Below are 12,226 nucleotides of genomic sequence, written 5' to 3'. Positions count from 1 at the left end.
TGTAGGGTGCGGGGCTTTACGGGGCGACGTTGCGGGCCTGCACGGTGAGGGCGTAGGGCGGGATTGGGAGCAGTTGCGTCGCCCCTCGGACGCGAAACTTGCTCTGGAAGCGCAGGGTGATTGCGCCACTGGTCAGGCTGAATGCGGGCACGTTCGCTCCGGAAACGTCCTTCAATTCGTTGGCAGGCGTCAAGTAGTCCGAGACAAGATAGGGAAGGGTGCTCCCCACACTCCCTAGACTCGCGAGGTCACGCATCGCTGTGCAGTTGGCGACGTTGGCGCTGGTGCCCACAAAGCTGCCCGATTCGAACTGGGCGGGTGTCGCCTGACAGGTCGCCGGGGTGCTTGCCGAATGGGTGCGGTATTCGCGCAGCACCTGAACTCTAGAGGTGACCGCCGGAGAGACGTCCGTTCCGTTGGCCCAGTCGTCGTCCGGTCTGTCGTCTTCATTGAGCACGGAGCGTGGCTCCATCCGGTAGGTGTACAGGTCATATTCGTTGATTCCGCCCGACGCCGAGGGCATGGGAAGCACCACGGCCAGGCAGGGCCGCTCGTTGGAGCAGGCATTTCCGGTGCCCGAATTGACCGTCATGCCCGAGGTGGCCACCCGCACCCGGACCGCCGAGCGCACCCGGTCCCCCACGTAGCCTGTGACGTCGGTCAGGTCACTGAGCCGCTGCGACAGGGCATTGGTGCGTGTCGAGATGCTGAGCGTAGACACCTGCCAGTTGGTCACCAGCACGAAGACGATCCCCATAATTGCCATGGCGATCAGCAGTTCGACCAAGGTGAGTCCCTGATCGGCCCGGCGCCTCACGAGGGTCTCCCGAAGTCGAGGACGAAGGTCTGCTCGGGCTGGCTGGTGTGGGTGCATGTCAAGGTGACCCGCTTGATGATGGTCAGCCCGCCAGTCGGATTCGGAACGTCCGTGACCCCCCGTTCGCAGGTGTAGCCGTTGACCTCGTTTCCCGAGGGGGCTGGGGGGAGGGAGGCGGTGGTCGCCGTGTCAAACAGGGTGCTCGTTGAGAAGTTGGTCCGAACGCTCTCCATGTACTGTTTGGCCCCGACGGTCACGGCCTGGTCCGCCCGTGTCTGGCTGTTGAGTTTGAAGATGGCCGGAAACATCGACAACACCGCCACAGAGACGATGGTAAAGATGGCGAGCGCGACCAGCACTTCGATGAGGGTCAGTCCCTGCTCTGCCCGCTGCTTCACTTCACCACAACCTTTCCCATGATGCTGGTGATGCGTACCGTTCGCCAGACGTTGGTGTTGTTGATCCACCGCACTGCGTAGGTGTTCGGGGAGGCGTCCGTGGTCGCGTAGGGCGGCGTAAACTCGACCGGATCAGACGTGGCAACGGGAATGCCCGCCGAAGTTGAGGGGAAAAGTTGGGTTCCCGCTGGCATGGTGTATGTCCGGGTACGGAGCAAAGAGGCCGTGCTACCGGCGCAATTGGGTGTGCTGTATTCCTTGACCTGATACTGCGTGTTGCTGACAGCGGTCGACACCAATGAAATCTGCCAGCAGGCATTGGCCCGCTTCGCCCCTGTCCTCGCAGTGTTGATGGCCTGTGCGAATTGCTGTGCTCCATCCATCACGGCCGAACTCGCCCGCCACCGCGCGTAGTTCACCAGGCCAATGGCCGCCAGAATTCCGATGATGGCGACGACAATCAACAGCTCAACGAGCGTGAAGCCGTGCCGCCTCACCGCTGCCTCCAAGTTCCCTGCACGGCCCCGAAGGTGGGCGGGGAGAGGAGGGAACCGGCCGCCAGCAGTGCTCCCCGGTCGTAGTTAATCTTGCCACTGCCCTGGCCAGTTCCGGCGACTTGCGTATCACAGGAGTTTCCGGAGCCACTGCCTGTGTCACCGGTCGGGTTGGGAACACATTCGGTACCGGCGACGATCTCGGTCGCCCCTTCTGCGATCACTGCGCCATTAATGATGGAGTTGCCCTGCTGGTCGTAATCCCCCATTACATAGATGGCGCCTTGGAAGCCCGCCGCGCACGTGCCGTTGACCGTCATGTTGCCCTTGACGATGAGAATGCCCCGGCCGCAGAGTTCCTGGCTTCCATTCAAATGAAGACTGCCGTCAATCAGTACGGGCCGCGTGGGGGGGTCAGGCATCGTGCCTGTGAAGCCGCTGGTCGGATTGACCCATGGCTGCGGATCGGTGGCCGTCAGCCCGACATTGAACGGGGCGACATTGAGCATCTGCTTTTTCGTTTGGCCGAAGGTATGGGTGAAAAGGTCGGTGGTCTCGGTGTCTGCTGAAGGATTGAACGGATTGAGATTGCGCAGACGCAGATCATCTTCATAGACACCGTTCGTCACCTGGTCCTCACCGTCAATGCCGTACCCAGAAGCGACTGCCCGGACGTCCCGCCGGACGGGTGTCCCCTCCGTGACCGTGGCAGAGTTGGCCCCCGACGTGCTCAGCCAGTTCACCTGGATGGTCTTGGCCAACGTGTCGATGCTCTCCACCCTTCCCTTCATGGCTCCCAGGAAAACGTCGGACCCCACCACAAAAAAGGTGGGGTCGGAGACGGGGACAGTCGTTGTCTGGTTGACTGTCTGGATAAAAGAAGCTGTCACGGCCGAGTCGATCCGCTGCACGGCCGCGCTGTTGGTGATGGTGATCAGTGGAAAGCTGTCGCCCAGAGCCTTAAGGGTCACTTCGGCGTCACGGGGCTGGGTGCCCGTCGCCTCGCGGACCGACTGCACCCGGTAACTGCGTGAGCCTACGCTGACATAATCTCCAGCCGCCAGCAGCATCCGGTCCCTGGCTCCCAGGGTGGCCTCCAAGTTCATGGAAAAGGTCGGTGCTGTCGCGGAAGCGGCCAGCGTTACTCCGGAGGGCTGATCAACCTTGGCGACCTGGGTCATGCCCGTCGAGTTGAGTCCATTCTGCCCCTCAATGCGCGCGCCGCCCTTGACGTCCACGTTGGGATAGGAAACCAGCGGGGCGTCTGCGCGGATGTTGTAAGCCGGAGCGGAATAGGCCGAGTAATTTTGCAGCACGACTTTCTTGGTGTTCCCATTGGCCTCGGTCGCGACCAGCGCCAGATCGGGGGCCTGCGCCGGGTCAAAGGTCAGCGTGACCGACCGTCCGCTCGCCGTGGTGTAGGTGTTCAGGCCATACGCCTGAAGCCACGCGTTGAACTGCTGGGGAGTCGGTGGGGTGCCGCGCAGCCTCTGGGCGAGAGGCAGGCTGTCTGTCTTGTCCCTCACGCGTGCCTCAAACGTATTCAGCCCGCTCTCCGCCGCCAGCAGCGCCTGATACGCCGCCCGCTCGTTCACGCCGCCGCCCCGCGCCCCCAGCGCCAGCGTGGCGGTGGTGCTCACCACGATCGTGAGGACGACCGCCGTGAAGAGGAGGACAACCACCAGCGCGATGCCCTCTTCGCGGCGGCGCCTGCGGGGACGAAGGACGTGAACACTCATGCCCCCACTGTAGAGAGGGGGGACGGGGCGCGAAACACCCGATCAGGGGCGGCAGAATGGGGTGCGCTTCAGGGCAGCCGCACGCCCGGAGGCGCGATCACGTAGCTCAGCCCGCCCGAGTGCGAGAGCCACAGCCGCTCGAAAGCCGCACGGGGATAGGTGCGCCGCACGCCCGCGTCGGTGGGGGCGGCGGGGTCGTTCAGGACTGGATTGCCCTGCGCGTCGAAGCCCACGAGGACCATCAAGTGCCCGTCGCTGTAGCTCAGGGGCGCACCGGGCAGCTCGCCCCCCTTCCAGCCCAGGCTGACGGCCAGCGGCACCCCGGCCGCCGTGTACCGCTCGGCCGCCGCGAGGTGAGGGAGCCGGGTCACGAAGGACCGCAGCCCCTGCTCGCCCGCGTACGCCGCGTTGAAGGCCCAATTCCCGGTGCCGCCATACGCCCGGTCGAAGGTGCCCTTCGCCGCCTGCGGCACGGGCACGTCCACCCCATGGTTCGCCAGGATCATGGACACGCTCGTCGGGCTGCACCACACCTCGCCGCCGTTCGGGTAGAGCATCTGCGAACGCTGGGGCACAGGGATCACCTTGCCCCAAGCCGCCCGGTCGCCGGGGTGCCCCAGCCCCGCGCTGCGGCGGGCGCGGTCGCTGGTGTTCATCCCGACCAGCCGCACCTCGGTGCCCGCCCCGCGCAGGGTGACCCGGTACTGGTAAGCGCTGGCCTTGGCAGTCAGACGCAGCGTATCGGTGAGGACCTGCCCCGCCGCGTCGCGCTGTCCGTTCACGGAGGTTCGCCCCTCGGCCCGCTGCCATGTCCCGAAGGAAAACCAGCGGCTCCAGGTGCCCCCCGACCCCTGCGTCCGCACCTCCACGGTGACGCTGCCGTTCCCCGCCGTCTTCGCGTTCCACGAGGGCACGAGTTCGTCGAAGGCGGGCACCTTCACGGGGAGGCTGGTCAGGGTGCCGGACGCCTTGCCCGGCGCCAGGGTCAGTGCGTCGCCGCGCACCGCCACGCCCGCGAGCGTGGCCCCCTGCCAGTCGGCCGCCCGCTCGTGCAGGACGGTGGTGGAATTCGGATGGGTCATGGTCAGGGCCTCCGCGCCGCCCGCGAGGAGCAGCGCCGCGAGTAGGGCGGCACGCATGGGGCCGATTGTGGCGTCTGCGGGGCGGGACCGGGTGAGTGCTGGGGGGCGGGCGTCACGTGCCCTGCATGTATAGGAACGCTTCCGGCAGCGCGTCGCGCCACGTCACCCAGTTGTGGCCGCTGGGGTACTCGCGGTACTGATGCTCGACGCCGAGGTCGGCGAGCGAGGCAGCCATGCGGCGGTTGGGCGCGGTGAGCCATTCCAGCACCCCGGTATCCAGACTCGCCCGCAGGTGCCGGGGTGGGCTGGCTTCCAGCCGCTCGCGCAGCCATTCGCCCGCCGTGGTCGTGTTGATGGTGCCGTCCGGGTCGGTCGCGCCGGGCCGGGCGATGAAGGCGCCGGAATGGCTCACCACCCGCGAGAAGAGGTCCGGGTGCCCCGCGCCCAGGTGCAGCGAGATCAGGCCGCCCAGACTCGCGCCCCACAGCCCCCGCTGGGAGACGGTGGCGTACTCGCCCTCCACACGCGGAAAGACCTCCTGCCGCAGAAAGTCGAGGTAGGAGTCGTTGAGGTAATACTCCGTGCTGCGGTCGCCCGGCTCCACGAAGACGAGTACCGCCCCTTCGGCCCGCCCCGCCTCCACCGCCCGGTCCATGACCTCGCCCAGCCGCCCGGTGCGGTAGAAGGCCACCCCGTCCTGCACGTAGTAGACGGGTGTGGGCCGCGCCGGGTCGTGGCCGTGCGGGGTGTAGACGATGGCGCGGCGCGTGCCGGGAAAGACCTCGCCGGGCCAGGTCAGGCGGTGGGCGGTGCCCTTCTGGGTCGCGTCGGGGAGGTGCCACAGGGGGTGCCGGACATACTCTCCCACCACGGCGGCGCGGGGGTAGGGCCACCACGGGTTGAGCGACTTTTGCCCGTTGTCGGGGTCGGGAAAGGCCTTGCCCTCCGCGTCCAGCCAGGCGTATTCCACCCAGGCCCCACGCGGCAGGGTCAGCGTGATGGGATGCCCGTCCACGACCGGGAGGGCAGGCCGCTTCCTCCAGTCCGTGAAATCCCCGACGAGCGCCGCAGCACCCGCCGGGGGAAGAAGGGTCACCTGTTGTCCCCGCACCGAAACGGCCATAGTGGGGATTCTACGGGGTTGGGCTTCAGCCTCCCTCGCCCGCGAGGTTGGCATGGTGCGTCTCGTGGGTGTGGGGGTAGCCCCGGTACTGCTCGCGCAGCTCGCGCTTGAGGAACTTGCCCGTCGCGCCGATGGGCAGGCTGGCGGCAAAGACGGTCGCGTCGGGGAGCCACCACTTGGCGAACTTGGGCGCCAGGAAATCGCGCAGTTCCTCGTGGGTGACCTGCCCGCCCTCGCGCAGGGTGACCACCGCCAGCGGGCGCTCGTCCCACTTGGGGTCGTCCATGGCGATCACGGCGCACTGCGCGACGGCGGGGTGGGCCATGATCGCGTTTTCCAGGTCCACGCTGCTGATCCACTCGCCGCCCGACTTGATCAGGTCCTTGGCCCGGTCCTGAATGTGCATGTAGCCGCGCTCGTCGAGGGTGGCGATGTCCCCGGTGTCGAACCACAGCTCGCCGTCCCGCTCAAAGAAGCTCCCCTCGCCCTCGCCCTTGAAGTAGGAACTGGCGATCCACGGCCCCCGCGCGATCAGGCGGCCCATCGTCTTGCCGTCGTGGGGGAGCGGCTCGCCTTGCTCCGAGACGATCTCCAGAAAGACCAGCGGCACGGGCTGCCCCTGCTTGGCCCGGAGGCGGTAGCCCTCGTCGCTGCGCTCGTCGATCCCGACCGGCACGATGCTGGCGGTCCCCAGCGGATGCGTCTCGGTCATGCCCCAGGCGTGCGCGAGGCTGAGGTCATGCCGCTCCTCGAAGGCGCGAATCATGCTCTCGGGCGCCGCCGAGCCGCCCACCACCAACCGTTCCAGCGCTGAGAGGTCGTAGGGCTGCCCCGCCGCCTTCGCCCGGTCGAGTTCGGCGAGCAGGCCCATCCAGATCGTGGGCACCCCCGCCGTGATGGTCACGCGCTCGTCCTGCATCAGCCGGGCCAGGGTCGGGCCGTCGCTGAAGGCCCCGCCGTAGACCTGCGCCGCCCCGTACATCGCGCAGGTGTAGGGCAGGCCCCAGGCGTTGACGTGGAACATGGGCACCACCGGCAGCACCACGTCGCGCTCGCCCACGTTCAGCGCGTCCTTGGGGGCACTGGCGAGCGAGTGCAGCACCGTCGAGCGGTGGGTGTACAGCACCCCCTTGGGATTCCCGGTCGTCCCGGAGGTGTAGCACATGGCGGCGGCGTCCGTTTCCGCGAGCTGCGGGTAGCGCGGCATCGGCTCGTGGCCCATCACCCAGGAGTCGTAGTTCTGCACGCCGGGGATAGGCTGCGGCAGCGGCCCCAGCACGACGATGTGCTCCAGCTTCGGGCACGCCGCTTTGAGCGCCGGAATCATCGCCGCGAAGACGTTCTCGATCAGCAGCACCCGGTCTTCGGCGTGGTTCAGAATCCAGGCGATCTGCTCGGGGTGCAGGCGGATGTTGACCGTGTGCAGCACGAAGCCCGCGCTGGGGACCCCCAGGTACGCTTCGAGATGCCGGAACGAGTTCACCGCCAGGGTGGCCACCCGGTCGCCGGGGGTCAGGCCGAGGCCCTGAAGCGCCGTGCCCAGCCGCAGCGCCCGGTCGGCCACCGCTCCGTAGGTCGTGCGGTGCTTGTGGGGGATGGGTTGCCCGGCCTCGTCGCGCCCGGCGACGAGCAGGCTGACGACCTCGCGCCCGGCATAGATCGTGCGGGCACGCTCCAGGATGAAGGGGATGGTGAGGGGAACGTCCATCATGGTGCCTTGCATAGGACCTCCTCGGCGGGCGATGCCGCGCGGCGGTGGAAAGAAAGGGAAACCGGGCGCTCAGTGTAGCCCGCGCGGGGGCAAGACACGAAAAAGGCCCCCCGGAGGGAGCCTTTTGTGGGTGAGGGGGTTTAGCGCTGGACCTCTTCGCCCAGGAAGCTGTAGGCCCCTGCGGTGTCCGCCACGATCTTGTTGAACTGATCGTAGGTGAAGCGGATGGGTGCGAAGGTCGTGTTCCGCACGTCCACACCGGCGTCGAAGACGGGCGTGGGCCGGTCGGTGGTCCCGAAGGTGCGGAACCAGTAGTAGTCGTTCAGCAGGTCGCTGTCGGCCGTGTAGAGCTGCTTGTTGTCGGGCGTGGTGCTGTCAGTGATGTAGATCCACGGCGCACGCACGTTCCAGTTCTGCGCACGCTGGGTGCGGAGCTGACCGGCATCCAGGTTACGGTTGGTGGTCAGCGTGGGGTCGTTCGTGAGCACGTAGTTGCGGATGGTGGTCCACAGGGTGTTGTCAAAGCGGCCGTAGTCGCTGACTTCACGGATGTTCTCGGAGTTGGTGGGTCCACCCGAGTTGGTGGTGAAGGTGCCGACCGAGCTGAGCGACAGGCGGTTGTTCAGCAGGCTGTTGCCACCAAAGTTCGGGATCAGGGTCGTACCGTTGGCCGCGACCGGTGCAATCAGGTTGGTGTTGGCGGCCAAGTTGATCGCTTCACCCACGCGGTAGCCGTCCGAGTTGCCCAGCGTAGGACGCGAGGTGTTGGTGCCACCGGGGAGCTGAGCACCAGTCAGCCCCTTCGCCTCGATCGTCAGCGGGGTGCTGGCGATGGTGGCGTTACCGGCGCGGTCAACGACCAGCGCACGCAGTTGCACGGTCGAGCGCAGGTTCGGCACTTGCAGGGCGTTCCAGCCCGCGTTCAGGTTCAGGGTCTCCTGACGGGTGGTGGAAGTTGCGCTGCGAGCGAACTGCACCGGGTGACCGATGGTGGGAAGGGTGGTCGCGTCGGTCGCGCCCGTGGTGTTGCTGTCCCAGAACAGACGCACTTCGTGCACGCCGCAGCCCGTATCGCTGGTCCGAGCCTCGACGGAAACCCGCTCTCCGCTCTCGACAACGCCCAGGTTGACGGGGCGGTTGAAGTTGGCGGTGGGATCGGTGTTATCGATGGTGACCAGGGGGTTCTCGACGTTGTTGGCCGGGGGGTTACCCAACGCGTCGGTGAAGTTGCTGGACAGGACGCGGTAGTTGCCGTCCGCCAGGCGGTTGGTGTCGAAGGTGGTCGCCGCGACGCCATTGGGGTTGAGGACGATCCCGCCGATCGTGAAGGTCGGGGCGTTCGTGCCCGTCGCAAAGCCGATTCCGCCCGCGTTGTCGGCAAAGCCGCCCAGGTTCACGCTGGCAATGTCGCTGAGGCAGACCTCGGGGGTCAGCGAGGGGAAAGGCAGGTCGCTCACATCACGCAGGACGCTGCCGGTAAAGCTGGGGCCGACGTTGTCGAAGCGGATGGTCTCGAAGCTGGCGCTGGCCGTCTCGTTGCCGAGTTGGTCACGCGAGATCGCGTAGATGCGGTAGTTGATGTTGTCCAGCGCACGCACGGTTGCGGCGGTCTGGCTGCCCGAGCCAATCAGGCTGTTGAAGGCGGCCGCACGGTCACCCGGCTCGAGGATGGGGGCCGTGCGGATGGTCGCGGCCTGCTTGATGGCCTCGGCGCGGCGCATCTCGTCGCTGTCGGCGAGCCCCTTGTTGTTGAAGGCCGTTTCGGGCACGAGGTAGTAGCGGATGCTCTCAAAGCCAGCGGGACGGCGCTGCACGAAGGAGGCACCCAGGGGCGCCTGACCGAATTCGCGGTCCTGGAGGCTGGGGTTGGTGGTGAACACGTTGATGTCACCACGCGCGTAGTTGATGCCCGAGCCCTGGAAGTTGCGCAGCAGGTTGGAGAAAGCGTTGCTGACGCCGTTGAACTCGGGGTCAGGCTGCTCCGGGCCACGGTTGTCGGTAATGACCGGCTGGAAGGAGACGACCGTACCGTTGACGCGGAAGACCAGCCACTGGCGCACGGCCTCAAACTCGGCGAGGCGACGGCTGTCGTACACGGCGGTTACGTCAGCGCCAGTCGAGACGACCGAACGCAGCACGTCGCCCGCCTGAATCTGGTCGTTGCTGGGCACGTCGGTGCCGGTGGTGCGGGCCAGAATGATGTCGACCTTCTGACCAGCCGCAGCGCCACGGTAGGTCACGTTGATGGTGCCCTTGACGTACACATCCACGTTGGTGTCAGGAGCGGTGGGGGTGCTCACGCCCTGGCCGATGCGGCGCCAGCCATTCATCGCGTCGCGCACGATGCCTTCGCTCGTCAGGGTCAGTTCCTGAGCGGGGTCGAAGACGATGTTGCTGGGCGTGGAGGTCTGCGCGGCGACGGCGTTTACGACGACCTGCTGGGTCACAGTGCGGCCCTGGGCGTCGGTGCCGGTCACGGTGATGGTGTTGCTGCCCGCCGCCGTGGGGGTCACGGTGCAGAAGCCGCCACTGCTGCTGTTGCTGGCGTTGGCAGGGGTGCTGGTGGTGCCGCCTGCGGCGACCGTGCAAGTCACGTTGGTCAGGGCAGCCGAGGTCGTGTAGTTAACCTGAATGGCCTGACCGACAGTGGCGTTGGCGCCCTGGGTGGGCGAGGTAATGGTGATGCTGTTGGTACCGGGGGTCGGGGGGACAACCTGAACCGGTGAGTAGGTCAGCGTGACCGTGCCGTTACCGGAGGTCAGGTTGACGGTCTGGGTATTGGGCGCGGTGTAACCATTGACGCTGCCCGCCGTCACGGTGTAGGTGCCGCTGGCGAGGTTGGGAATAACCTGCCCGTTGGTCACCGTGTAAGTGTTCGAGGTGGTGCCGTTCGAAACGGTGATGGGAGCCTGGGTGACGCCGCCGCCGAGGTTGACCGTCAGCGTACGGGTCGTCACGACGGGACCACTGGGCTGGTCGGTGCCAGGGCCAGTGCCGCACGACGCCAAGGTCAGCACACCCGTGAGAGCCAGCAAAGCGATGTTCTTATTCATACGTCCTCCGTGAGAGCCGGAGCTCTCAGAGCCCTCATGAGCGTGACGTCAGAGACGTGGGAGAAGTTGTGCGGGTCCAGTTGCCTAGTTTCCTGCCCGCTCGCGTCCCCTGCTCAGGCCACCGCCCAAGTTAGGCCAGGATGTGAATCCTATGGCGAGTATATGGACGCCCCTGAGGGGTGTCAACAAGATTTCTGCGCCAGATACGGGAATAACATCCCCATCACTGTAAGGTTTTCGTCAGCTTCGGCCTACTCTTCTCACCGAATCCCGAATACATGCACGGCACTTTCGGCCCAGTCGCACTTTGCTGATTCATGGTCTGCAACGGCCGACATCCGGGGCCGAGTTATATGAGCGACGTCCGGGCTAACGGTTGCTTAACCATGTCCTCATTTATCGGGAAGAGCTTTGCTAGGTCCTGCATGCGAGGGGGGCATACTCTAGGAGGAAGTGCAGTGTCGTAGCACAGTCATGCGGCTCAAGTTCTGCTGCCGGTAGGGTAGGGGTGGTGCTCTTAGGTCCCGAGTAGGTACAGCTGCAGAATCTCCACCGCTGCCGCCTCGTCCTCGTCGGCTGCGCCCAGCGCCCGTGCCCGCTGGGTCGAGAAGCGTTCATCCTGGTAGGCGACCCGGTAGCCCTTGTCCTCCAGCACCCGACCAAAGGCCCGCACCCGGTCGGCAGAGGGGCTCGGCGCACCGTCGGTGCGGAGGGGCAGGCCCAGCAGCAGCAGTTCCGCGCGCGTCTCCTCGACCTTGAGGCGGACGGCCTTGAGGTCCAGCGGCAGCCGTTTGCGGTCCACGCTGCCGCGTCCGAAGGCGAGGCGCCCGGCGTTGACCGCGAAGCCGATGCGGGACTTGCTCACGTCCAGCGCGAGGATGGTGGGAAGGGACGGGGACGCCACGCGGGTCAGTGTAGGGCGGCCGCGCCCACGCGCTACGCTGCCCCCATGACCAGTGGACCCGTGACCAGCGAACCCGTGATCCTGTCCCGTACCCACGGCGGGGTCCGCACCCTGACCCTCAACCGCCCGGACAAGCTCAACGCCGCGAACGACGCGTTGCTGCTCACGCTGACCGGGGAACTCCAGGCCGCGGGCGCCGACCCCAGAGTCCGGGTCGTGGTGATCACAGGCGCCGGGCGCGGCTTTTGCGCGGGGCAGGACCTGGGGGACGTGTCGGGGCGGGACATGACCTTCACCGAACACCTGAACCACACCTATAACCCGCTGATCCGGACCATCCGGGGGCTGGACAAGCCGGTCATCACGGCGGTAAACGGGGTCGCGGCGGGCGCCGGGGCCAGCCTCGCGCTCTCGGGCGACATCCGGCTGTGGGCGGGGTCGGCCAGCCTGATCGAGGTCTTTTCCAACATCGCGCTGGTGCCGGACTCGGGCAGCACGTGGTTCCTGCCCCGGCTGGTGGGCTACCACCGGGCCTTTGAACTGATGGCGCTCGCCGAGAAGGTGGGCGCCCAGGACGCGCTGCGGCTGGGGCTATGCGAGCACGTCTTTCCCGACGAGACCTTCGGGGAAGACGTGCAGCAGTACGCCGAGCGGCTGGCGGCGCGGCCCACGCACGCGCTGGGGCTGACCAAGCGGGCGCTTCAGCAGGCGATGACGGGCACGCTGGATCAGGCGCTGGACCTCGAAGCCGAGTTGCAGCAGCTCGCCGGGGACCACTGGGAGCACGAGGAGGGCGTGACGGCCTTCAAGGCGCGGCGGGCGCCGGACTTTCGGCGAGAGGGGTGACGGGCTGACCCCCTCCCTGTAAGCCCCGGCACCGTCCCGGCGCCCACGCCGGGGCAGCA

At 66.8% G+C, this 12,226-nt stretch carries 10 protein-coding genes; 1 reads left to right on the top strand and 9 read right to left on the bottom strand.

Annotated features, from left to right (window positions below; all coding sequences use genetic code 11):
- Positions 1-16 precede the first annotated feature (16 nt).
- From L1280_RS10835 to ruvX, 9 genes are all read right to left on the bottom strand, one after another.
- Complete coding sequence (locus tag L1280_RS10835) at positions 17-874, bottom strand: type II secretion system protein J (RefSeq protein WP_256488206.1); 858 nt, start codon at positions 872-874, stop codon at positions 17-19.
- On the bottom strand, positions 814-1,215 hold the full coding sequence (locus L1280_RS10830; RefSeq protein WP_253582281.1) for a prepilin-type N-terminal cleavage/methylation domain-containing protein: 402 nt from the start codon (positions 1,213-1,215) through the stop codon (positions 814-816). The genes L1280_RS10835 and L1280_RS10830 overlap by 61 nt, the downstream gene beginning before the upstream one ends.
- Positions 1,212-1,712, bottom strand: a complete 501-nt coding sequence (locus tag L1280_RS10825) for a prepilin-type N-terminal cleavage/methylation domain-containing protein (RefSeq protein WP_253582280.1) — start codon at positions 1,710-1,712, stop codon at positions 1,212-1,214. The genes L1280_RS10830 and L1280_RS10825 overlap by 4 nt, the downstream gene beginning before the upstream one ends.
- Positions 1,709-3,448 carry a pilus assembly PilX N-terminal domain-containing protein gene (locus L1280_RS10820; RefSeq protein ID WP_253582279.1) on the bottom strand — a complete coding sequence of 580 codons (1,740 nt, stop codon included), beginning with the start codon at positions 3,446-3,448 and terminating at the stop codon, positions 1,709-1,711. The genes L1280_RS10825 and L1280_RS10820 overlap by 4 nt, the downstream gene beginning before the upstream one ends.
- A gap of 68 nt (positions 3,449-3,516) precedes the next feature.
- Positions 3,517-4,587 carry a peptidase C39 family protein gene (locus L1280_RS10815; protein ID WP_253582278.1) on the bottom strand — a complete coding sequence of 357 codons (1,071 nt, stop codon included), beginning with the start codon at positions 4,585-4,587 and terminating at the stop codon, positions 3,517-3,519.
- A 55-nt stretch (positions 4,588-4,642) separates the two neighbouring features.
- The gene (locus tag L1280_RS10810; RefSeq protein WP_253582277.1) at positions 4,643-5,653 is read right to left on the bottom strand and encodes an esterase family protein; all 1,011 of its coding nucleotides are present in this window, start codon (positions 5,651-5,653) and stop codon (positions 4,643-4,645) included.
- A gap of 25 nt (positions 5,654-5,678) precedes the next feature.
- Complete coding sequence (locus tag L1280_RS10805; RefSeq protein ID WP_253582276.1) at positions 5,679-7,376, bottom strand: long-chain fatty acid--CoA ligase; 1,698 nt, start codon at positions 7,374-7,376, stop codon at positions 5,679-5,681.
- A gap of 128 nt (positions 7,377-7,504) precedes the next feature.
- Positions 7,505-10,417, bottom strand: coding sequence for a hypothetical protein (locus tag L1280_RS10800; protein ID WP_253582275.1), 2,913 nt, complete (start codon positions 10,415-10,417; stop codon positions 7,505-7,507).
- Between the two features lie 517 nt (positions 10,418-10,934).
- Positions 10,935-11,321 (bottom strand): Holliday junction resolvase RuvX, encoded by a 387-nt coding sequence (gene ruvX, locus L1280_RS10795; protein WP_253582274.1) that lies wholly within the window; start codon positions 11,319-11,321, stop codon positions 10,935-10,937.
- Between the two features lie 45 nt (positions 11,322-11,366).
- Between ruvX and L1280_RS10790 the strand changes: the two genes are divergently transcribed.
- Positions 11,367-12,167 (top strand): enoyl-CoA hydratase-related protein, encoded by an 801-nt coding sequence (locus L1280_RS10790; RefSeq protein ID WP_253582273.1) that lies wholly within the window; start codon positions 11,367-11,369, stop codon positions 12,165-12,167.
- Positions 12,168-12,226 lie beyond the last annotated feature (59 nt).

This window comes from Deinococcus sp. HSC-46F16, assembly GCF_024171495.1.
GTDB lineage: Bacteria > Deinococcota > Deinococci > Deinococcales > Deinococcaceae > Deinococcus.
This window is presented reverse-complemented; position numbering and strand designations above follow the sequence as displayed.

What these genes read in the sequence shown, in the direction of transcription:
- L1280_RS10790 (WP_253582273.1), top strand. Translation starts at nt 11,367, where the DNA reads ATGACCAGTGGACCCGTGACCAGCGAACCCGTGATCCTGTCCCGTACC.
- L1280_RS10820 (WP_253582279.1), bottom strand. Translation starts at nt 3,448, where the DNA reads ATGAGTGTTCACGTCCTTCGTCCCCGCAGGCGCCGCCGCGAAGAGGGC.
- L1280_RS10835 (WP_256488206.1), bottom strand. Translation starts at nt 874, where the DNA reads ATGCACCCACACCAGCCAGCCCGAGCAGACCTTCGTCCTCGACTTCGG.
- L1280_RS10800 (WP_253582275.1), bottom strand. Translation starts at nt 10,417, where the DNA reads ATGAATAAGAACATCGCTTTGCTGGCTCTCACGGGTGTGCTGACCTTG.
- L1280_RS10815 (WP_253582278.1), bottom strand. Translation starts at nt 4,587, where the DNA reads ATGCGTGCCGCCCTACTCGCGGCGCTGCTCCTCGCGGGCGGCGCGGAG.
- L1280_RS10805 (WP_253582276.1), bottom strand. Translation starts at nt 7,376, where the DNA reads ATGCAAGGCACCATGATGGACGTTCCCCTCACCATCCCCTTCATCCTG.
- L1280_RS10810 (WP_253582277.1), bottom strand. Translation starts at nt 5,653, where the DNA reads ATGGCCGTTTCGGTGCGGGGACAACAGGTGACCCTTCTTCCCCCGGCG.